Origin of the sequence: Rhizobacter sp., assembly GCF_046595475.1 — a bacterium.
In the GTDB taxonomy this organism is placed as follows: Bacteria; Pseudomonadota; Gammaproteobacteria; order Burkholderiales; family Burkholderiaceae_C; genus Rhizobacter.
Map to the genome: position 1 here is coordinate 31062 of NZ_JBKJOQ010000085.1, position 21845 is coordinate 52906.

Annotated in this window: 13 protein-coding genes; 9 read left to right on the forward strand and 4 right to left on the reverse strand. The window is 64.9% G+C overall.

Going from position 1 to position 21845, the window contains the following annotated elements; all coding sequences use genetic code 11:
- Positions 1 to 195 precede the first annotated feature (195 nt).
- The 3 genes from AC30QB_RS15120 to AC30QB_RS15130 form a co-directional block, all read right to left on the reverse strand.
- Positions 196 to 795, reverse strand: a complete 600-nt coding sequence (locus AC30QB_RS15120) for a lipase secretion chaperone (protein WP_489547064.1) — start codon at positions 793 to 795, stop codon at positions 196 to 198.
- A 54-nt stretch (positions 796 to 849) separates the two neighbouring features.
- On the reverse strand, positions 850 to 2205 hold the full coding sequence (locus AC30QB_RS15125; RefSeq protein WP_489547065.1) for an esterase/lipase family protein: 1356 nt from the start codon (positions 2203 to 2205) through the stop codon (positions 850 to 852).
- A 656-nt stretch (positions 2206 to 2861) separates the two neighbouring features.
- Positions 2862 to 4499: a cellulase family glycosylhydrolase gene (locus tag AC30QB_RS15130; protein ID WP_489547066.1), complete on the reverse strand. Its 1638-nt coding sequence runs from the start codon at positions 4497 to 4499 to the stop codon at positions 2862 to 2864.
- 327 nt (positions 4500 to 4826) lie between these two features.
- On the opposite strand from AC30QB_RS15130, the gene AC30QB_RS15135 reads away from it, so the two are divergent.
- The gene (locus tag AC30QB_RS15135; protein WP_489547067.1) at positions 4827 to 5537 is read left to right on the forward strand and encodes a hypothetical protein; all 711 of its coding nucleotides are present in this window, start codon (positions 4827 to 4829) and stop codon (positions 5535 to 5537) included.
- Between the two features lie 299 nt (positions 5538 to 5836).
- Positions 5837 to 10768 carry a diguanylate cyclase gene (locus tag AC30QB_RS15140; RefSeq protein ID WP_489547068.1) on the forward strand — a complete coding sequence of 1644 codons (4932 nt, stop codon included), beginning with the start codon at positions 5837 to 5839 and terminating at the stop codon, positions 10766 to 10768.
- Positions 10769 to 10807: 39 nt separating this feature from the next.
- Here the strand turns inward: AC30QB_RS15140 and AC30QB_RS15145 are convergent, their stop codons facing one another.
- Complete coding sequence (locus AC30QB_RS15145) at positions 10808 to 12376, reverse strand: acyl CoA:acetate/3-ketoacid CoA transferase (RefSeq protein WP_489547069.1); 1569 nt, start codon at positions 12374 to 12376, stop codon at positions 10808 to 10810.
- A 191-nt stretch (positions 12377 to 12567) separates the two neighbouring features.
- On the opposite strand from AC30QB_RS15145, the gene AC30QB_RS15150 reads away from it, so the two are divergent.
- From AC30QB_RS15150 to AC30QB_RS15180, 7 genes are all read left to right on the forward strand, one after another.
- Complete coding sequence (locus tag AC30QB_RS15150) at positions 12568 to 13377, forward strand: crotonase/enoyl-CoA hydratase family protein (RefSeq protein WP_489547070.1); 810 nt, start codon at positions 12568 to 12570, stop codon at positions 13375 to 13377.
- A complete protein-coding gene (locus AC30QB_RS15155; protein ID WP_489547071.1) occupies positions 13374 to 15248 on the forward strand; it encodes a feruloyl-CoA synthase in 1875 nt (624 codons plus the stop codon). Before AC30QB_RS15150 ends, AC30QB_RS15155 begins: the two co-directional genes overlap by 4 nt.
- A gap of 51 nt (positions 15249 to 15299) precedes the next feature.
- Positions 15300 to 16562 (forward strand): thiolase family protein, encoded by a 1263-nt coding sequence (locus tag AC30QB_RS15160; protein ID WP_489547072.1) that lies wholly within the window; start codon positions 15300 to 15302, stop codon positions 16560 to 16562.
- Positions 16563 to 16649: 87 nt separating this feature from the next.
- Positions 16650 to 17414, forward strand: a complete 765-nt coding sequence (locus AC30QB_RS15165) for an SDR family NAD(P)-dependent oxidoreductase (protein WP_489547073.1) — start codon at positions 16650 to 16652, stop codon at positions 17412 to 17414.
- Positions 17415 to 17456: 42 nt separating this feature from the next.
- Positions 17457 to 18599: an ABC transporter substrate-binding protein gene (locus AC30QB_RS15170; RefSeq protein ID WP_489547074.1), complete on the forward strand. Its 1143-nt coding sequence runs from the start codon at positions 17457 to 17459 to the stop codon at positions 18597 to 18599.
- A 126-nt stretch (positions 18600 to 18725) separates the two neighbouring features.
- Positions 18726 to 19799, forward strand: coding sequence for a branched-chain amino acid ABC transporter permease (locus tag AC30QB_RS15175; protein WP_489547075.1), 1074 nt, complete (start codon positions 18726 to 18728; stop codon positions 19797 to 19799).
- A complete protein-coding gene (locus AC30QB_RS15180) occupies positions 19796 to 21562 on the forward strand; it encodes a branched-chain amino acid ABC transporter ATP-binding protein/permease (protein ID WP_489547076.1) in 1767 nt (588 codons plus the stop codon). Before AC30QB_RS15175 ends, AC30QB_RS15180 begins: the two co-directional genes overlap by 4 nt.
- Positions 21563 to 21845 lie beyond the last annotated feature (283 nt).

The window sequence follows — 21845 nt, forward strand, 5'->3', positions numbered from 1 at the left end:
CTGCCTGCCTGAGCAAGCAGGTTTGCACTCGTTTTGTGCACAGCATCTCTCCAGGTCAATAATTTTTCAACCCATGGCCGTGCTGAGGAGGGCACCTGATGCGAGTTGCCGCGGCGGGCCATCGGCGGGGCCGTCTACGGCTGCCGGCAGAGTGAAAGCGAGTCTGGCGGCCTCAGAAAGCCCGGGCGCAAGTTTTCATTCGGGCTGGAGGATCAGCTGCGGCCCTGATGAAGGCTCACCGGCGATCAACAATTCTTGCTCTTCCGGTGTAAATCGGCCGTTGCGCAGCTGCTGCAAAGCGATTGACTGATCGGCGGGGGTGACGGCGGCGTTGCTGTTCGACAGCCGATTTTTCTCTGCCAAATAGGATTGCACGCGAATATTCCAACCTGTCGCGGCTCGTTCCATTTCTGCCAGTAGCGCGGCCTTTTCTGCCGAGTACGCGGCCGCACGATAGCGATAGACATCGTCATCGCTGGCACCCTGTTGGCGCTTTGATTGCACTTCACTTTCCGTGGCGGCAATCATTGCCGGAGTCAGGCCACTCGCCTTGACCATTGACTCGTAGGCAAACTCTTTGTGCTGCGGAAATTCACCACCCGATGCAGATGCCTGTGGGGCGGGCTGAGCGGGTTTTTCCGGGCGATCCGCCGATTGCAAGAGCGCAATGGGAAGGGGGGCGGCACCAAGGCCTTGCGTCGCGTCCTGGTGTTGCGCGCCCTCCAACCACTCGAAAAGGACGGCGATGACCAGCATCGCCATGCCAAGCCATGCCGTCCATTTCCAGATCTTCATCGTGTGCTCCTGACGCGCCAACGTGGTGTCTTCTTGGCGCGCAGATGCTGATAGTTACAAGCCAAACACGATGTTGGAAACGTTGTCGTATATCGGATAGAACGCCGATGTGGGCCGCAGCCAACCGAGCACGTCAAAGTGGTCGTACTGGTTGTAGTAGCCCAGGTAGTTCCAGGTTCCGCGCACAGAGGTGCCGTCAAAATTGCGTACCGGCTGACCGGTGGGCGATTTCATGCTGATGGTGTTGACCACGCCATCGTTGCGGAACCAGTTGCTGTCGACGATCACGCGACTCGAATTCGATTGCGTGTATGAGCCCATGCCACGCGTGAGGATCGATGGCACGACCCATTCACCGGCGGTGAACTTCAGGAAGAAGATCATGTCGTCGCGGGCGTACTGGTAGCTGCTGTTTTGGAAGGGTGCAATCACCCGATCGGTGCTGTTGCAACAGAAGCTGCCCCTCTCAGTGGCAACGCTTCCGATGGAGTAGTAATACACATTGGGCGAAGTTTTGACCCAGCCGTTGAGTTCCTTGGCTCCATCTGGAGAGAGGTCCCACTGTGCCGAGTCATGGTTGGCCGCCGACCAAAAGGGAGCCCCTTGGGCGCGGCTTTTAAAATCAGAGATTGACTCCGCCGGCCCCTGTGCCAGGCCAAATTGTTCCAGACGGAATTTGAAGATCGGGTTGGTGCTGCCACCCAGCCCCGCCACTTCCACCAGTTTGCCGACCAACTCGAAAACGTTGGGTGCCCAATTGTTGAGCACATTGGTCAGCGTGGTGCCATTGTTCGGCGTCGAGATGGTGGTTGCGGACGTGACCCAGCCGCTCTTGCCACCGGCGTAGAGAGCCGCACCGCCCTCATCGCCATTGGGGGATCCGTTTTCCATGAGTTGGATCAAGGTGCGTATGGTCTGCCCGCCTTGGCTGTGCGACACCAGGTGAATCGGATGGCTGGCGTCCCATGCGGGGTAAAGCGCTACTGGATAGCGGTTCGGGTTGTTGTTGGCGTCAGCAGCCCAGCATTTGCCCGCTGGTTTTTGTATGGCTCCGAATGCCGCGTACTGGGCGGTGTGCTTGGCGCCATAGTCGGCACAGCCCCCTTTGATTTGGTAGTACAGCTCAACTGCACGATCCCAGTTGGAACTGACAGGCCCGACGCTCGCGGTAAAGACCTGGTGCGTGCCGTTGTGGAGTTTCATGTGGGCTTCAACGTCGTTGAAACCGCCCCAGTATTTGAAGCCTGTGCCCTGTAGCTCATTGGGGCCAAATCCCAAAAAGCCGTGCACCAGCACGACGGGGTGATTGTTCGCGGCAAGCGCTTGATGCCCTGCGAGCAGGGTGGATGCCGCGACCGAAAAGCGTGCCGCCCATAGCAAAGCCGATCCGACGACTTGGGTAAGTCTCATTTTTTGTCTCCTGCAGAGTGAACTGACGTTGTTTGTGTTTTATTGAATCCGCTCGAGTGCCCCGAAGCGCTCGAACAAAAACGATCTGGCTCTAGATTTCGGCTGCAGCGGCGTCTGGGTCAAAGCCGTGCGGGAGGCCGGCCGGGGCGGCGCAGCACTGCCGACGTGTCACACGTCGGGAAAGTTTCATCGTTGTCTCCTGTGGTGTTGTGATCTCACCGAGAAAGGCTCTCGGCGATCAGCGCCCGGCCACTGCGGGGCGGTGCGGCTGATGCAGAAAATTTTCGAGCAAAGCGCCGTGGCGGCGTAGTCGCAATTCGCGCCAAACGATAGCGCTTTGTGCCAGGAGGGAGGGGAGTTTCCCGGGGCAGAGGCATCCACTGCGCGTGCAGGTACATCGCCAGACGGAAAACGGCTGCGGGCATCGTGGCGTTGGTGCTGGTCTCGCCCTAAACCGCGGACTACCGTCTCTGTGTGGCCGGCCAGTGCTCGCCACGGACCCGCTGGCTGCCAATCGATGCCGGGCTCACCGTCGTGGCACATTGCGCCAACAAGGCCGTCGATACGCCATAGAAAAGCCCGAGGGCTTGCGCCTTCGGGCCTGATGCGGTTCAACCCCGCAGACGAAGAGCTAACGCGTCTGCGGGGCGAGGTGGTCAGAAGTCGTCAGGCGGGTTAAGCAGACGCTCTTGCACCCAGCGGCCCGACTCTTTCAGCGCCGAACCGGTGAACTTGTTGCTGGCGCATGAACCGGTGTTGAACACCGAGCCGCTGCGGAAATCGTCCGCAAAGTTCCAGTTCACCCAGCTGATCTTGTGGGTCTTGAAGAAGTCGATGTACTTCTGGCCGCTGACGAAATCGTTGGCGCCGTCGCCCGAGAAAGTTTGCGTGCCGAACTCGGTGACGAACAGCGGCAGCTTGCCCACGCTGCGGCTCAATGCGTCAAGGTACGCCTCCTTGTGCGAGGCCGAGTAGAAGTGGAACGAGTACATGATGTTCGAGGCGTTGACCGGCGATGCAATCATCTCCTCGGGGCCCGAGCCGTCTGACACCCCCAGGCTCGACCAGCCTCGCGTGCCGACCAGGATCAACGCGTCGGGGTCGTTGTTGCGGATCACCGGGATCACCTGCTCGGCGTACCTTTTGATGTCGGCCCAGGAGGTGCCGTTGGGCTCGTTGGCAATCTCGTAGATGATGCCTTTGCGCGCGCCGTGCTTCTTCGAGATGTAGTCGAAGAAGTCTTTGGCTTTGTCGAGGTTGGCGAGTGGGTTGCCGGGGTTCAGGATGTGCCAATCCACCAAGGCGTACATGCCACGCTGGTTGGCAGCTTCGATCAGCCCGTCGATGCGGGTTTTGTAGCCGGCTGGGTCGGTTTCATAGCCACCCTCTTGCACGTACATCGCCAGGCGGAAAACGTCTGCACCCCAGTCCTTGGCGGCAGCGTCCAAGGCGGCATTGCTGTAGCACTGCGCAAACCATTGCAGGCCGTGGCCGCTCATGCCGCGCAACTGCACCTGCTTGCCGGCGGCATTGCACAGCTGGGTGCCGCACACCTTGAGTTGCCCGTTGCGGGCCAGAGGCGTGCCGGTGCCGGGGTTTGTTCCGCCGCCGGGGTTGACCGTCACGGTGGCGCTGGCCGACGCCGTGGCGCCACGGTTGTCGGTGACGGTCAGCCTGGCGCTGTAGCTGCCCTGCATGGCGTAGGTGTGGCTGGTCTGCGGGCTGGTGGTGTTGGCGGCAGAGCCGTCGCCGAAATTCCAGTTGTAGGCGACGATGCTGCCATCGGCATCGCTCGAGCCTGCCGCGCTGAGTGACAGCGACGTGTTGGCCGTTGCGGTGTAGGGGCCATTGGCTCTCGCAACGGGAGCTTGGTTGGGCGTGGTCGAGCCACCCGCGCAGACACCCGTGGTCACAGGCTGGCCACTGAGCACGCAGCTGCTGGGTTTGTCGGTCGGCGCGCCGTTAGAAGCACCGATGAAGCCGAACGCAAAGCTGCTGTTGGGCGCGATGTTGGCGCCCCAGTTGGGGCCTGTCACCACGTAGCGGTTGCCGGTTCTGGAAACGAGGGTGCCGTTCCAGAGCTGCGTGATCGCGTACGGGTAGTCGAACTCCAGACGCCAGCCATTGAGGGCGGTGCTGCCGTCGTTCACCACCGTCATCTCAGCCTTGAAACCCGAGTTCCATTGCTCGGCAACGGTGTAATTCACGCCTGCGGCTTGGGCGCTGCCGTAGGCGGCGAGGGCGCTCGCCGTGACGAGAACGAGGGCAGTCAAGTGACGTGAGAACGTTTGCATGAGGTTGTCCTTGGTGGAATGAGTGGATGAGTCGCATCGAGCGGTGCCCTCCACCAGAGTTACATGGGAGAGGCACGCGAAATGCTCTGGAGCGCGACGCACGTTGCCTTGGCCGTGGGCTGTGAAAACGATATCAGACGCATGTCGCCGCATTTGTGATGATTGGTTAGCGGCGCGGGAGCCGCCGCGCGTCACACCGGCGGGCCGCATGTCGATCTCGAAGGCCCGCTTGAGCGAAATCCATCGCGACTGCAGGCCATTGACGCCTTTGCACGGCCGTGCTACGTAACTTCGTTATTATAAAAACTTTATAAGGAGAGATTGACCATGAAGACGCGTTCCTTGCGGGCTTCAATGGCCCTGGTGATGTGTGTGCTGGTGGCCTTGGCAGGCTGCGGCGGCGGCGGCGACAGCAATGCAGACACCCCCGACACCCGCCCCAGCTTTCCGTTGCAGGCGGCTTACGCCGCTCGAATCGTCAGTGGAGCGACCGACAATTTCGTCGCGTCCGGCCATTGCACGGGTACCGTCAGCTTGGCAGCGGGCGCCGTGACCCCCACCACATTTGAAGGCGTGAATGCCTACCAGGCAACGACCCGGGTCACAGCCGATCTGATGTGCGGCTCGGGCCCTTCCCTCGTCACCGACGAATCCTCAACGGACTACTTCGACGCAAACTACATGCCGATGGGGTCGTCGGATGCCGACGAATACATGCGGTACACCTCCGCGCCGGTCGTGTTTGCGGCCCAGGTGAGGGCCGGAGATGCTGGCAGCTTGGGTACCGGCACCATTTACAGCGACAGCACCAAAGCCCAGGTCACCGGCCAGGTGCGCTCTCGTTATGTGGTGCAAGCTGACACATCGACCACCCTGATCGTGGTCGTCATCACCGATTACTACACCGCAGCAGGGCAGATCGATAGCACGGGCGAGTTTCGGTATCGGCTGGGGTTGAACGGCAGCTTGACGATGGTGTCGATCACCTCCGACCAGGCCGGGCCCGACCCCATGAGTGTCGTCTTCACGAAGGTGTGAGTCTGGCGCGCCCGCGAGTTCGTTCTCATTTATCGCCTGCGCGGCAGACGCCCCGTGATATCCGACACGCCCAGGTCGGGTTGTTGAATCTGGGGTGCCAACCCGGCCCCGCCCACTTCGCTAAAGCATTCAACTGGCGCGCTTTCCTGCCGATATGTGAGGACGGGCACGCTTGTGTACACAGCCGCCCACGGGCGAGCCGGTGCAGCAAAGGATGAAGTGGAATGGGATCGGTAGATGACTCGGTAATGCGCGCCCTTTCGGTGGCCGCTACGGACGTTGCGACGGGAGCAGACGAAGTGCTCCATCGCAACGACCGGACCTTGATCACCCGTCGGCGCGTCTCGGGCTCGACCGGCGGGCGCGAACCTCCCTGCGCCTTTGTCATCATCAAGCGCGCGCTGGGCGCAGACGCACTGCGGCAGGCCCGGCATGAGGCGGCCATCCTGGAGCGGCTCGCCAAGGTGGACGGCGTCGTCAAGCTGGTGCAGCCCTTGGCGAACGCCGACACGCCAGCCAACACGCTGGTGATGCGCGACGACGGGGGCGTACCCCTGTCGAAGCTCATCCAAAGCACGCCACTGAGCATGCCCGAGGTCGTGGGGTTTGGTTGCGCGCTGGCCGAGATTCTGGCCAACGTGCACCGGGCCGGCGTGGTCCACAAAGACATCAACCCATCCAACGTGCTGGTCAGCGGCCCTGCGCACCACCCCACGCTGATCGACTTCAGCATCTCCAGCAGCGCGGCCGAAGAGCGGCCCGGTTTCACGCACCAGAGTCACATTGCCGGAACACTCGCCTACATGTCGCCCGAGCAAACGGGGCGCACCGGGCAGGCCGTCGATTCGCGAGCGGACTTGTACTCGCTGGGCGTCACGCTCTATGAGCTGGCCACTGGCCGCAAGCCGTTTGCAGGCGATGACTTGCTGGAGCTGGTGCGCGACCACCTCGTTCAGGTGCCCTCGGCGCCAGTCGTCGTCAAGCCCGAGATCCCGCAGGTCTTCTCCGACATCATCATGCGGCTGCTCGAAAAGGAGCCAGACCACCGCTACCAAAGCGCGCACGGGCTGGCACTCGACCTGGCCCGCGTGCAAGAGGCCCTGCGCACGGGGGACAGCACCCCCTTCGTGCTGGGCCAGCAAGACTTTGCGCTGCGGCTGACGCCGCCCTCGCGGCTGATCGGCCGCGACGCAGAGAGCAGCGTCCTGCAGAGCAGCATCATTGGCGCGATCAAGGGCACGGGCTCCTGCCTGCTTGTGGGCGGCGCGCCGGGGGTGGGCAAGACCGCGCTGGTGAACGAATTGCGCCCGATGGTCACCGCCCGCCGCGGGTGGTTTGCTTCCGGCAAGTTTGATCAGTACCGACAAGATGCGCCTACCGCCTCGCTCGAAGCGCTACGCGGCTTGGGGCGCTTGTTGCTGGCCGAGCCCGAAGACCAGCTGGCGAAGCACCGCGAGCGCATTCTCAAGGGGCTGGGCAGCAACGTGGGCTTCGGCCCGTCTTTGTTGCCGGAGTTTCAGTTGCTGTTGGGCAAGCATCCGCAGGTGACGGTGGACGACCCGCGCGAGGCCGAAGCGCGCATGATTCAGTCCACGCTGGACCTGCTGCGCAGCATCGCCTGCCCCGAGCGGCCGGTGGTCATGGTGTATGACGATGTGCAGTGGGCGCCAAGGATCACGCTGCGCTTCATCGATGCCATCGTCACCGCCAGTGACCGCATTCCCGGCCTTTTGGTGGTGGCGGCCTACCGAACCAACGAAGTCGATGCTGCTCACGCTTTGTGCGTGCTCATGACGCGCTGGAAGGAGCTGGGCATGGCGCCGCCTCAGGTGCTGCTGAACAACCTGCCGCCGGCAGATGCCAGCACCCTGATCGGGCACATGCTGCGCCTGCCCATGCAAGCCGCGAGCGACCTTGCCGCCGCGCTGCACGACCGCTCTGAGGGCAACCCCTACGACACGGTGGAGCTGATCAACGCCTTGCGCCAGGACGATTTGCTGGTGGCACGCCATGGTGCGTGGGAGTGGGACGCGCGGGCGCTGCGCCGATACGTTGGTGAGTCCAGCGTGGTGGAACTGCTGGGTCGACGGGTCGCCAAGTTGCCGGAGTCGGCGAAGGCCTTGCTGGATGTGATGGCCTGCCTGGGCGGCGAAGTCCACCCCGACACCTTGGCGCTGGCCAGCGGCTCGACCGCCGACGACTTGCGCCAGCAGTTGGCGCCCTCTCTTGAAGATGGCTTGCTGGTCACCGAACAGGGCAACGAAACCCTTTTGCGTTTCAGGCACGACCGAGTGCAAGAAGCGGTGTTCAAGGGCATGGACCCCGCACATCGCAGCCGTCTGCACCTTGCCCTGGCCCGCCGCCTGGTGGGCAGCCCCGAGCTGGTGACGGCTGCGGCGGAGCAATACCTGCCCGCGCTGGATGCCCTGGAAGCTGCCGCCGACGAAGCCGAACGCCGCGAGGTGGTCGGATACTTTCAGCACGCCGCGGCCCGTTTGCGCGGCCTGAACTATGGGGTGGCCGAGCGCTTCCTGGCCGCGGCCATTCGCTTGCTCAAGGCCGTCGAGACCCCGGCCGATGCCCGCCAGCTGGCCTTGCTCGAAGCGGAGCAGCACAAGGCGCTCTACAGCCTGGGCCGGCTCGACGAAGGCGATGCCGTGTATGCGTCCATGCGGGCGCGCGCCGAAAACCCTTTCGACCTGGTCGACGCTGCGGGCGTACAAATCAGCAGCCTGCTCAACCGCCGTCGCTACCCCGAGTCGATGGCGATGGGCCTGCAACTGCTGACCGATCTCGGGCTTCCCAAGCCTGTCGATCCCGGCCCGACCCTAGGGGCCGGGATTCAGCGCCTGATCAGCTGGTATCGAGCCGACGACAAGCAGAACGACTTTCATCGCCCGGCGGTGGAAGACCCGCGGGTACTGGCCTGCGCCAAGTTCCTCATCAAGACCGCCAACGCCGCCTTCTTTTGTGACCCGCCCACGTTTGCGTGGGTCGCGCTGGAAGCCCACCGCCTTTGGATCGAACACGGCCCCTGCGCGGAACTGATGCCCAGTGTGGGTTCGACGCACTTCTTGCTGGTGGGCGCTCCGCAGGACTACCGCGGTGCCTACGAAGTCGCTCACCACGTGGTGTCGGTCGGGGAGGCCCGTGGCTTCGAGCCCGGAACCTCCGTGGCGCGCTGCAATTTCGGCACCGCGGCGGGCCACTGGGTGGAGCCGATCGAAAGTGTGGTGCATTCCAGCCGCCGGGCGCGGGCGGATCTGATGCGCGCGGGGGACTTTCCATTTGCCTCCTACACCTATCTCGCCGGCGACTTGCTGTTCGACTGTGGCGCCACACTGGATGCAGCAAGCGCGGAAGTGGAAGAGGGCCTGGCTTTTGCCGCCCGCACGGGCAACGTGGATGTGTTGCAGCGCTACCGCCCGCGCCGCCAGCTGATCCGTGCCATGCGCGGAGAAACGACCGCGGCCGGCGGCTTCAGCGACGAGGGTTTCGACGAAGTCGCGTACGCGGAAAACCTGGGCGGGCCCGGCACCACCGCGGCCACCTATCACATCGTGCGCACCGTCTGCGCAGCCATTTTTGGCGACAGCGCAGCATGGGCACGCCACGCCGGTTTGGCCATGCCTTTGCTAGCGCGCACGCCCGGCTACTACCTCACGGCGCTGGCCCGGGTGCTGCAGGCTGTCGCCCTCGCGGACCAAGCCCGCGGCCTGCCGCTGGAAGAGCGTGAGCCCTTGTTGCGAGAGCTGGACACCACCTGCCTGGGCTGGCTCACCTTGCGCGCCGCCGACGCGCCGGAGAACTACCTGCACCTGCAGCGCTGGGTCGAGGCGGAGCGGGCCTGGGCGGCTGGCAAGACCTGGGCAGCGGGTGATGCCTTCGACATGGCGATGCAAGCGTCAGCGCTTCGCACGCGCCCCTGGCACCGCGCCCTGATCACCGAGCGCGCCGCACTTTTCCACTTGGCCCATGGCATGGAAAAAACCGGTCGCGAATGGATGCGCGGCGCCTGCGAGTTGTATGAAGCATGGGGCGCCACCGGCAAGGCCAGCGAGATGCGCCGCACACATGCGTTCTTGCGCAGCGGCTCCAACCTGCGCCGCGTCGAGGGCCATTCGCGCAGCACCATCGTCTCGACCGATGTGGTGGACATGATGGCGGTGTTGCGGGCGTCTCAGGCGCTCAGCTCCGAGACCAGCCTGGCGCGACTGACCGACCAGGTCGGCAAGGTGCTGGGCTCGATGACAGGCGCCACCGGCGTGCAACTGCTGGTGCGCCCCGAGGCCACAGCAGACTGGTTCATGTCGGTGTCCATGGGGGGCGGTGCCGAGCCCGTCACGGTAGAGCAGGCGGGCGCACGCGGCGAGCTGCCGTTGTCAGTGTTCCGTTATGCCGAGCGAACGGCCGAGGTCTTGCTGATCGACGATGCCACACAAGATGACCGCTTCGCGAGCGACCCGTACATCGCCAAGCTCGAGTCTTGTTCACTGCTGCTGGCCCCGGTGTTCAACCAGGGCAAGCTCAGCGCGATGTTGATGCTCGAAAACCGCTTGCGCCGGGCTGCGTTCACTGCCGACAGGCTGGACGCGATCACGCTCATTGCCGGGCAGTTGTCGGTGTCGCTGGACAACGCCTTGCTCTATGCGTCTTTGGAGCGAAAGGTGGCGGAACGCACGGCCGCGCTGGAAGAGGCCAATCAGCGCCTGGAGCAGCTCAGCCATACCGATGCCCTGACGGGCCTGGCCAATCGCCGCCGCTTCAACGAAGCCCTGGACGCCGAATGGCAGCGCGCCAAGCGCACCGGCACACCGCTGGGCCTGGCCATCATCGACATCGATTTTTTCAAGCTCTACAACGACCACTATGGGCACCAAGGTGGCGACACCTGCTTGCAACGTGTCGCCGGCAAGCTGGCCACGGGGCGCCGCGGTGGCAGCGACCTGGTGGCCCGTTATGGCGGCGAGGAGTTTGTCATTCTGTTGCCCAACACCGATCTGGCCAGCACCTGCCTGGTGGCCGAGCGTGTGCGCGCCGAGGTCGAGGCGCTGATGGAGCCGCATCTGAAGGCCACGTTGGGGACGGTGACCATCAGCGCGGGCGTGACCTCAACCGTGCCCGTCGACGACGCCACCGCCGGCGCCTTCATCGAGACAGCCGATGCAGCCCTTTACGAGGCCAAACGGCGTGGTCGAAATCGCGTTGTGACCTCGGCCGACGAGGGCTAGGCGCGGTGCCGCGCTTCACCCCTTTGGGGGCGAGCGCCTTCAGCGGTGGGCTGGGCCCATCGCCGCCGCAAGCCCGCCCCAGGTCTGCGAGAACAGGCCTGCGTCCATCAGGCGCACCTTGTTCATCACGGGCTTGAAGTCCATTTGCGCGAGCACGTCGCGCTCCAGGTCGATGCCGGGTGCGATCTCGATCAGCTCAAGCCCCTGGGCGCCCAGCTTGAAGACGGCGCGCTCAGTGACAAACATGACCTGCTGCGGGCGCTGCACCGACTCCTGGCCATTGAAGGTGGTCTGCTCCACCTGAGCGATGAACTTCTTCACCGCGCCTTCCTTCACGATCTTCAACTGGCCGTCGCCGATGGAAAGCTCCTGCCCGTCGGCGGTGAAGGTGCCGCAAAACACCAGCGCCTTCGCGCTCTGCGTGATGTTGATGAAACCGCCGCAACCCACCGGCCGGCCGCTGAACTTGCTCACGTTCACATTGCCGCTGGCGTCGGCCTGGGCCAGGCCCAAACAGCTCACGTCTATGCCGCCGCCGTCATAGAAGTTGAACTGCAGCGGCTGCTCGATGATCGACTCGGCATTGAGCGAGAGCGCGAAGTCGCCGCCCATCTGCGGCACGCCACCGTTCACACCGCTCTCCACGCTCAGCTCGAAGGCATCACCCAGGCCTTCTTCATGCGCCACCGCCGGCACACCCGCCGGCACGCCGATGCCGAGGTTGACCACTGCGCCGCGCGTGAGCTCCGCCGCGGCGCGGCGCGCGATCACCTTGCGCGCATCGAGCGGCATGGGCTTTAAGCCACCCACGGGCACGCGGACGTCGCCCGACAAGGCCGGGTTGTACTGCGTGCTGATGGTTTGCATGTGGTTCTCGGGTTGGCTGAGCACGAGGTGGTCAACCACCAGGCCCGGCACCTTCACCGACTTGGGGTGCAGCGAGCCGGCCTTCACGATGCGCTCGACCTGGGCGATCACGATGCCGCCGTTGGCCTTCACGGCCTGCGCCACCGACAGCGTCTCTAAGAGCACGCCTTCTTTGTCCATCGAGAGGTTGCCGCGCTCGTCGGCCAGCGTGGCGCGTATGAAGGCGACGTTGACCTTGGGCGGCGGGTAGTACAGCCACTCTTCGCCGGCGAAGGTGACCACCTGGTTGAGGCTCTCGGTGGTGGCCGAGTTCATCTTGCCGCCCTCGATGCGCGGGTCGACAAAGGTGCCCAGGCCCACCTTGGTCAACAGGCCCGGCGTGCGCGCCGCAATCTCGCGCGGCAGGTTGGCCAGCGTGCCCTGCGGGAAGTTATAGGCCTCGATCTCGCCCGCCATCACCATCGCCATCAGCTTGGCGCCGCACTGGCCGTAGTGGCCGGCAATCATGCGTTTGAGCATGCCGGGGTGGGCGAAATGCACCATGCCGCCGTCACGGCCGTTGCCGATGGCGCCCGAGGCCCAGGTGGTCAGGTTGCGTGGCTTGCCGGTGGCCAGGAACGAGGCTTCTAGCGCCTTGGCGATCTCTTCGGCGAAACCCATCATCGCCAGGCCCCCGAGCCAGATCGTCGAGCCGTCGGGGATCAAGCCGGCCACGGCCTTGGCGTCTAACAGTTTGCTCATGGTGCCTCGCAGGAGAAAGCGCTAAGTATTTATGATATTGAACTAAATGCCGCTGCTGATCCAGGGTAAATACTTAGAGTCTTTGCCAATGAGAAACTTGCGAGAGAGATGGCGGTCTCCTATGATTTCGGCAACAAAAGTAGTTGTTTGTTTTAACTAATTGGGTCGTTCAGCCACATGATCGCGCCGCAATGAGCACTGATTTCCAACCCGCTACCGGCCTGCTGTCCACGCTAGACCTCTTGCAGATCAGCCAAGCGGGTGCGGTGGTGCATGTGCGGCTGGCGCGACCGGCCAAGCGCAACGCCATTTCCGATGCACTGATTCAGCAGTTGCACACCGCCTTTGTCAACTTGCCGGCGGGGGCCAAGGCGGCCATCGTCAGCGGTGAGGGCGACCACTTTTGCGCCGGGCTCGACTTGTCTGAGCTGGTGGAGCGTGACGTGGGCGAGGGCGTGCTGCACTCGCGCATGTGGCATGCGGCGTTTGACCAGCTGCAGTTCGGCTCGGTGCCGGTGGTGTGCGTGCTGCAAGGCGCGGTCGTGGGCGGCGGGCTGGAGCTGGCATCGTCCACGCACATCCGTGTGGCTGAAGCCTCGGCCTACTTCGGCTTGCCCGAAGGCCAGCGCGGGCTCTTTGTCGGGGGTGGTGGCTCGGCACGCATTCCGCGTTTGATGGGCGTGGCGCGCATGAGCGACATGATGCTCACCGGCCGCGTGTACGACGCGCAAGAAGGCCTGGCTGCCGGACTGGTGCAATACGTGGTGCCTGAGGGCCAGGGGTTTGCCAAAGCTTATGAGCTGGCCCAGCGCATCGCGCAAAACGCGCCGCTGTCCAACTACGCCGTGACCCATGCGCTGCCGCGCATTGCCGACCAGTCGCAGTCCGATGGCCTGTTCACCGAATCGCTGATGGCGGCGGTGGCTGAAAGCACGCCCGACGCGAAAGACCGTTTGCGCGCCTTCCTGGAAGGGCGCGCGGGGAAGGTGGTGAAGTCGTGAGGGCCAAATATCGCAACGCAACCATCGGCGGGGCGATTCATGCCGCGCTCGAAGTGCGTGGCGATGGCATCAAGGTCTTGCGCTCCACCGAGCCGCTGGGCGCGTACCCGGTGCGCATCACGGACCGGCTGGTGCAATGGGCGCAGCAGGTGCCCGACCGCACCTTTGTCGCCAAGCGGCACCACGGCGGCGATTGGCGTTGCGTCAGCTACGCCGAGATGCTGCTGCGTGCCCAGGCCGTGGGCCAGGCGCTGGTCAGCCGAGGCCTGTCGGCCGAGCGCCCGGTGGTCATCTTGTCCGACAACGACCTGGAGCACCTCACGCTCGTGATGGGCGCGCTGTGGGTGGGCGTGCCGCACGCCACCCTCTCGTCGGCCTACTCGGTTGTGGCGCAAGACTACGGCAAGCTCAAGCGCATCGTCGACACGCTCAAACCCGGTCTGGTGTTCGCAAGCCACGGCGCGGCGTATGCGCGCGCCGTCCAGGCGTGTGTGGGTGCCGATGTCGAAGTGGTGCTCACCGAAGGTGAGATCGAAGGCCGCAAGACCACGCGTTTCAGCGCGCTGCTCGACACGCCGCCGGCCGCCAGCGGTGCGGCGGCGCATGCGCTCGTGAACGCCGACACCATTGCCAAGTTCATGTTCACCTCGGGCTCCACCCAGAACCCCAAGGGCGTGGTGGTGACCCAGCGCATGTGGTGCGCCAACCAGCAGATGCTGCGCCAGTGCATGGCCTTCCTGGCCGAGGAGCCGCCGGTGCTGGTCGACTGGCTGCCCTGGAACCACACCTTCGGCGGCAACCACAACGTCGGCATCACGCTCTACAACGGCGGCACGCTCTACATCGACGACGGCAAGCCCACGGCCAAGGGCATCGCCGAGACGCTGCGCAACCTGCGCGAGATCCAGCCCACGGTCTATTTCAATGTGCCCAAGGGCTTCGATGAAATTGCGGCGGCAATGAACACCGACGCCGCGCTGCGCGAGTCGCTCTTCAAGCGCGTGCAGGCTTTCATGTGCGGCGGTGCCGGCCTCTCGCAAGCCTCATGGAACCTGATCGACCAGCACGCCGAAGCCACGGTGGGTGAGCGCATCCGCATCATTGGCGGGCTGGGCATGACCGAGACCGCGCCTTCGTGCACCTTCGTGCTGGGCACAGACGCGCGCGCAGGCTACATCGGCCTGCCCTGCCCGGGGGTCGAGGTGAAGCTGGTGCCTCAAGGTGACCAGGCGAGTGACGAGACGGGCGGCAAGACCGAGGTGCGCTTTCGCGGCCCCAACGTCACGCCTGGCTACTGGCGTAACCCCGAGCAAACGGCGCTGGCCTTCGACGAAGAAGGCTACTACCGCACCGGCGACGCGGTGACCTGGGTCGACCCGCAAGACCACCACAAGGGCTTGATGTTTGACGGCCGCATCGCCGAAGACTTCAAGCTGGCAACTGCCACCTTCGTGAGCGTGGGGCCGCTGAAGGCGCGCATCGTCGCGCTGGGCGCGCCGCTGGTGCAAGACGTGGTCATCACCGGGCTCAACCGCGACGAGGTGGGGGCGCTTGTCTTCCCGCGCGTGGAAGAGTGCCGCCGCCTCGCCGGCCTGGGCGATTCGCTGCCCGTGGGCGAGGTGCTGCGCCACGAAGCCGTGCGCGCCTTCTTCCAGTCACTCGCCGACCAGCTGTGGCAAGCCGGCACCGGCAGCGCCAACCGCGTGGCGCGGCTGCACGTGATGAGCGCGCCCCCGTCCATCGACAAGGGCGAGGTCACCGACAAGAACTCGATCAACCAACGCGCGGTGTTGACGCACCGGGCGGGCTTGGTGGATGCGCTTTATGACGGCAGCGTGGAGGGCTTGATCCTTCCGCGGGCAAGCGCATGACAACTTCCCTTCTTCCATTCGGGCGAACGCAGGGTTAGGCGAAAGGATTCCATGGCGACCAAAGGATTCTTCGGCGGCTTCGACGACATCTGGATCGTCGACGGCCTGCGCACGCCCATGGTCGACTACTGTGGCGATCTGGGTGGCGTGAGCGCCACCGACCTGGGCATCAAGGTCGCACGCGAGGTGCTCAAGCGCAGTGGCGTGCCGGCGGCTGACATCGGCTCGGTGATCGCCGGCAACATGGCGCCCAGCGATTTCTTCCAGTTCATGTTCCCGCGCCTCGTGGGCCTGTACGCCGGCGTGCCCACCGAGGTGCCAGCCATCATGGTGCAGCGCATCTGCGGCACCGGCTTCGAGCTCTTTCGCCAAGCTGGCGAGCAGATCGAGCGTGGCTATTGCGACGCGGCGCTCGTCGTCGGCGCCGAGTCGATGACGCGCAACCCCGTCGCCGCCTTCACCCACCGCACCGGCTTCAAGCTGGGCGCCCCGGTCGAGTTCAAAGACTTCCTGTGGGAAGCGTTGATCGACCCCGCGCCCAACATCACCATGATCCAGACGGCCGAAAACCTGGCCAAGAAATATGGCATCACCCGCGCCGAGGTTGACGCCTACGCTTCACGCTCGTTCGAGCGCGCCGTGGCGGCGCAGGCGGCGGGGTACTTCGATGGTGAGATCACGCCGGTGAGCACCGAGACTTTCGAGCTGGCCGGCTACGAGCCGCGCAAGTTGGAGCTGCCACGCAAGGTGACCCGCGTGGCCCATGACACCCACGTGCGCGCCTCGCCGGTGGAGGTGCTGGCCAAGCTGCGCTCGGTCTACCCGGGCGGCGTGCAAACCGGGGGCAACAGCTCCGCGCTGGTGGATGGGGGTGCAGCGGCGGTGGTCGCCAGCGGTGCCTTTGTGAAGGCGCACCAAAAAAAGAGCGGGCACAAACCGCTTGCCCGCGTGCTCGCCGCCGCCGCGGTCGGCGTGCCGCCCGAGATCATGGGCATAGGCCCGGCGCCGGCCATTCGCCTCTTGCTGGAGCGCAGCGGCCTGAAGCTGTCTGACATTGGCCGCTTCGAGATCAACGAAGCGCAAGGCGCGCAGACGCTGGCGGTCGCCAAAGAGCTCGGCCTGGATCAAGACCAGCTCAACGTGCACGGCGGCGCCATTGCGCTGGGCCATCCGCTGGCTGCCACTGGCGTGCGCCTCACCATCACCGTGGCCCGCCAGCTGCGCGAGAGTGGTTTGCGCTACGGCATCTCGTCGGCCTGTGTCGGCGGCGGGCAGGGCATTGCCATGTTGATTGAAAACCCTGACGCCGCTTGACGGCTGGCTACGTTTAATTCCCATGGCCTCCACACCCACCTTCGACAAGCTCAGGGCGATCGCTGAGGTGAACACACCCAAACCATCATGAAGATCACATCCCAAGCAGCCCTCGTCACCGGCGGGGCCTCTGGCCTAGGCGCCGCCACCGCACGCGAACTGGCGCGCCGCGGCGCCAAGGTCGCCGTGCTCGACATCAACCTCGAGCTCGCGCAGAAGGTGGCCACCGAGATTGGTGGCATGGCGCTCAAGTGCGACATCACCGACACCGCTTCCGTCATCGCCGCGCTCGACGCGGCCGAAGCGGCGCACGGCCCGGCGCGCATCGTGATGAACATCGCCGGCATCGGCACTGCCAAGCGCGTGGTGCAAAAAGACGGCTCGCCCGCGCCGCTCGAAGACTTCGAGCGCGTGATTCGCGTCAACCTGATCGGCACCTACAACGTGATCCGCCTTGCAGCGGCGCGCATCGTGAAGCTGGAGCCCTTGGAAGACGGCGAGCGCGGCGTCATCGTCAACACCGCCTCGGCCGCTGCCTTCGACGGGCAAGTGGGGCAAGAGGCGTACTCGGCCTCCAAGGGCGGCCTGGCTGCGATGACGCTGCCGCTGGCGCGCGACCTGGCGCAATTCGGCGTGCGCGTCTGCACCATCGCACCGGGCCTGTTTCTCACGCCGCTTCTGGCCGAGCTGCCCCAGGCGGTGCAAGACTCTTTGGCGGCGAGCATCCCCTTCCCCAAGCGCCTGGGCAAGCCCGAAGAGTTTGGCCATCTTGCGGCCAGCATCGTTGAAAACCTGTCGCTCAACGGCGAGGTGATCCGTCTCGACGGCGCCTTGCGCATGGCAGCGCGCTGAGCAAGCCCCCGTTCCTTTTCAATCAGCAGGAGACACAGAAGCATGAAAGCACTTTTCAAACCCTTCGCCTTCGCCGTAACAGCCCTGTGCATGGCAAGTGCCGCGCAGGCCGACATCACCATCGGCGTGAGCCTGCCGCTCACCGGCCCGGCCTCGGGCCTGGGCATCCCGGTCAACAACTACATCAAGCTGTGGCCGAGCACCCTTGCCGGTGAGAAACTCAACGTGATCGTGCTCGATGACGGCGGCGACCCCACCAAGGGCGTGACCAACGCCAAGAAGTTCGTCACCGAAGACAAGGCCGACATCGTGATCGGCTCGGCCGCCACGCCGGTGGCCATTGCCATGGCCGGTGTGCTGGCGGAAGCGCAGACCGAGCAGCTGATGATGTCGCCCGCCGCGCTGCCCGCAGGCAAGGATCACTGGGCCTTTCGCCTGCCGCAAAGCAACGCCGTGATGGCGCATGCGCTCATCGAGCACATGAACAAGCATGGCATCAAGACCATCGGCTTCCTCGGCTACACCGATGCCTACGGCGAAGGCTGGCTGAATGACTTCAAGGCCGAGTCGGCCAAGATGAACGGCCCCCAGATCGTGGCGGTGGAGCGCTTTGCACGCCCCGACACCAGCGTGACGGCGCAAGCCTTGAAGCTCGTGTCGGCCAACCCGCCGGCCATCTTGGTGGTGGCCTCGGGCAGCGGCGCGGCCATGCCGCACAAGGGGCTGATCGAGCGCGGCTACAAGGGCACGATCTACCAGACCCATGCCGCTGCGTCGCGCGACCTGATGCGCATCGGTGGCAAAGACGTTGAGGGCTCCTTCGTCGTCGCGGGCCCGGCCGTAGCGCCTGAGCAGCTGCCCGATGCGCACCCCTCCAAAGCGCTCGCACTCGACTTCGTGGCGAAGTACGAGAAGGCCTACGGCCCGGGCAGCCGCAACCAGTTTGGTGCGCACGCCTATGACGCCTGGCTGGTGATGGAAAAGACCATTCCGGTGGCCCTCAAGGCCGGCAAGCCGGGCACGCAAGCCTTCCGCAGTGCGCTGCGTGACGCCACCGAAAACATGGGCCGCACCGTGCTCTCGCAGGGGGTGCTCACCTACTCGAAAGACAACCACTGGGGCTTCACGACCGAGACGGGCGTGGTCCTCAAAGTCGTCAACGGTGACTGGAAGGTAGAGCAGTAACTCGGGTCTCCTCCCACCTGTGCCGGTCGCCCTGAGCCTGTCGAAGCCTGGCGCAATGCGCCTGGGCCCTTCGACGGCCTCAGGGCGCACGGAGCAGGGCAACTCAGGCCGCAACTCCTCCTTCCTATGGACTTCTCCATTGCCAGCATCCTCACGCTAGACGGCCTGACCAACGGCGCCATCTATGCGTTGCTGGCCCTGGCCACCGTGCTGGTGTTTGCCGTCACGCGGGTCATCTTCATCGCGCAAGGCGAGTTCGTGGCCTATGGTGCGATCACGCTTGCCATGCTGCAAGGCGGCAACCCGGTGGGCACGTTTTGGCAACTTCACGGTGACCTGCCCGGCACGGTGTGGCTGCTGCTGGTGGTGGCGCTGCTGGTGGTGCTGCTTGATGTGTTCGAAGGCGTTCGGCGCGGCCCGTCGGGCAGGGTGATTGCGGTGGGCGCGCTGAAGACTTTGGCGGTGCCGGTGGCGGTGTTCGTCGTGGCCTGGTTCGGCGGTCCGCGCGCTTGGCCGCTGTGGGCGCAAAGCCTCTTCACGCTGGCCATCGTCACGCCGCTTGGGCCGTTGATCTACCGGTTGGCCTACGAAAAGGTGGCCGATGCGAGCGTGCTGGTGCTGCTCATTGTGTCGGTCGGGGTGCACTTCGCGCTCACCGGCTTGGGCCTGGTGTTCTTCGGCGCCGAGGGCTTTCGCAACCCGAGCTTCTGGGACGTGCGCTTCCAGATCGGCGCCATCACGCTCACCGGCCAGACCATCATCATCTTTGCCGCCACGGTGTTGCTGATGGCGAGCCTGTTCGTGTTCTTCGAGCGCACGCTGCGCGGCAAGGCCCTGCGCGCCACCGCGGTCAACCGCCTGGGCGCGCGGTTGATGGGCATCTCGACCTCGGGCGCGGGCAAGCTCACCCTGGGGCTGGCGGCCTTCATGGGGGCGTTGTCGGGCCTGCTGATCGGGCCCAGCGCCACGGTGTTTTACGACTCCGGCTTTCTGATCGGCCTCAAGGGCTTTGTGGCCGCCATCTTCGGTGGCCTCGCGAGCTACCCGGCCGCCGCGCTGGGCGCGCTCTTTGTCGGCTTGCTGGAGAGCTTCGGCTCGTTCTGGGCCAGTGCATTCAAGGAAGTGATCGTGTTCACGGCCATCATTCCCGTGCTGCTGTGGAAAAGCTTCCAACACGGCCAGCACGACGACGAAGCATGACCACGCGTCGCGCTTTCCTTATCGCCTTTGTTGTGGCGCTGGGCCTGATGCCCATGCTGCCGGTGCCCGAGTTCTGGATCACCCAAGCCAACTACATCGGCCTCTACGCGCTGGTCGTCATCGGGTTGGTGCTGCTCACCGGCGTGGCCGGGCTCACCTCGTTCGGCCAGGCCGCGTTCGTCGGCATGGGCGCGTACACCGCAGCGTATTTCGCAACGGTGCACGGCGTGTCGCCGTGGCTCACGGTGTGGATAGGCCTCGCGATCACCGGCGTGTTCGCGCTGGTGCTGGGCTGGGTCACGCTGCGCATGTCGGGCCACTACCTGCCGCTGGCCACCATCGCCTGGGGCTTGAGCCTGTACTACCTGCTGGGCAACATCGACGGCCTGGGCAAATACGACGGCCTTCTGGGCATTCCCGCGATCAGCTTCTTTGGCACTGAGCTCAAGTCAGGCCGCAGCTTTTACTACTTGCTGTGGGTGATCGTGCTGCTGGCCGCGCTCGCCGCCACCCATCTGCTCGACTCCCGCGTGGGCCGCGCGCTGCGCGCCGTGAAGGGCGGCACCACCATGGCCGAGGCCATGGGCGTCGACACCTTCCGCGTGAAGGTCACCGCTTTTGTGCTCGCAGCGCTGCTGGCCAGCATCTCGGGTTGGCTGTTTGCGCACTTCCAGCGCACGGTGAACCCGTCGCCCTTCGGTTTGAAGATGGGCATTGAATACCTCTTCATGGCGGTGCTGGGTGGCGTAGGTCATGTGTGGGGCGCCATCGTCGGCGCGGGCGTGGTCAAGCTGCTCGAAGACCAGTTGCAAGACTGGCTGCCGCGCCTGATGGGCAGCAGCGGCAACTACGAAATCATCGTGTTCGGCGTCGTGCTGGTGCTGGTGCTGCACCACGCGCGCGACGGCGTGTGGGCGTTCATCGAGGCCCGCTTGCCGCCGTTGCGGCGCAAGGTTGATTGGGCTGACGCCGCTGCGCTCATGGAGCGCGGCCGCCCGCCCAAGGGCGAGGTGGTGCTCGACGTGCACGCGGTGCGCAAGGAGTTCGGTGGCCTGGTGGCCGTGAACGACGTGAGCTTCCAGGTTCGGGCCGGCGAAATTCTGGGCCTGATCGGGCCGAATGGAGCGGGCAAGTCGACCACATTCAATCTCGTCACCGGCGTGCTGCCGGCCACGCGCGGCGAGGTGAAGTTTCGCGGTGAGCGCATAGACGGACTGGCGTCGCGGCGCATTGCGCGTCGCGGGGTGTCGCGCACCTTCCAGCACGTGAAGATGATCCCCGGCATGACGGTGCTGGAAAACGTGGCGCTGGGGGCGCACCTGCGCGGCAGGCGCGGGGCGGCTGCGGCCATGCTGCGCCTGGACCGCGCTGAAGAGCGCAGCCTCTTGCGCGAGGCCGAGCGGCAGCTCAAGCGCATCGGCATGGCCGAGCATGTGCATGAGCAGGCGGGCAATCTGGCACTGGGCCAGCAGCGCCTGATGGAGATCGCGCGCGCCTTGTGCGCTGACCCTGCGTTGTTGTTGCTCGATGAGCCGGCGGCGGGGTTGCGGCACAAGGAGAAGCACGCGCTGATGGGGGTGTTGCGGCAGTTGCGCGGCGAGGGCTTGTCGATCTTGCTCGTTGAGCACGACATGGATCTCGTGATGGAGGTCACCGACCGGATCGTGGTGATGGAATTCGGCACCAAGTTGATCGAGGGCACGCCGGCGGAGGTGCAGGCGAGTCCGGCGGTGCGTGCCGCCTATCTCGGGACGGAGCATTGATGGATCGCACATCACAGACGGCTCAGCCTGAGGTATCGAAGGCCTGCTCGGTTGTTCGTGCTTTACCTTGCGAGGGTTTCTCTCTGCGAGATGCCGCGCCGGGAGTTCGGCCCGGCGGCCGACCCCCTTTCTTTGTGTCGACAAGGAAAGGGGGGAAAGAAAGCGACCCTGCCGACTCGGCCCACGCTGCGCGAGGGCTGCCTTGCGCTGCTCGGGCTTTGCGGGTCGGGCAGAACTCGCTACGCGGCCTGCGGCCGCTGCGCTCTAACAGCTGCCCGAAGTC

Excerpts from the sequence above, each read along its gene's own strand:
- AC30QB_RS15120 (WP_489547064.1), bottom strand. The coding sequence starts at position 795 with ATGAAGATCTGGAAATGGACGGCATGGCTTGGCATGGCGATGCTGGTC.
- AC30QB_RS15125 (WP_489547065.1), bottom strand. The coding sequence starts at position 2,205 with ATGAGACTTACCCAAGTCGTCGGATCGGCTTTGCTATGGGCGGCACGC.
- AC30QB_RS15130 (WP_489547066.1), bottom strand. The coding sequence starts at position 4,499 with ATGCAAACGTTCTCACGTCACTTGACTGCCCTCGTTCTCGTCACGGCG.
- AC30QB_RS15135 (WP_489547067.1), top strand. The coding sequence starts at position 4,827 with ATGAAGACGCGTTCCTTGCGGGCTTCAATGGCCCTGGTGATGTGTGTG.
- AC30QB_RS15145 (WP_489547069.1), bottom strand. The coding sequence starts at position 12,376 with ATGAGCAAACTGTTAGACGCCAAGGCCGTGGCCGGCTTGATCCCCGAC.
- AC30QB_RS15150 (WP_489547070.1), top strand. The coding sequence starts at position 12,568 with ATGAGCACTGATTTCCAACCCGCTACCGGCCTGCTGTCCACGCTAGAC.
- AC30QB_RS15160 (WP_489547072.1), top strand. The coding sequence starts at position 15,300 with ATGGCGACCAAAGGATTCTTCGGCGGCTTCGACGACATCTGGATCGTC.
- AC30QB_RS15165 (WP_489547073.1), top strand. The coding sequence starts at position 16,650 with ATGAAGATCACATCCCAAGCAGCCCTCGTCACCGGCGGGGCCTCTGGC.
- AC30QB_RS15170 (WP_489547074.1), top strand. The coding sequence starts at position 17,457 with ATGAAAGCACTTTTCAAACCCTTCGCCTTCGCCGTAACAGCCCTGTGC.
- AC30QB_RS15175 (WP_489547075.1), top strand. The coding sequence starts at position 18,726 with ATGGACTTCTCCATTGCCAGCATCCTCACGCTAGACGGCCTGACCAAC.
- AC30QB_RS15180 (WP_489547076.1), top strand. The coding sequence starts at position 19,796 with ATGACCACGCGTCGCGCTTTCCTTATCGCCTTTGTTGTGGCGCTGGGC.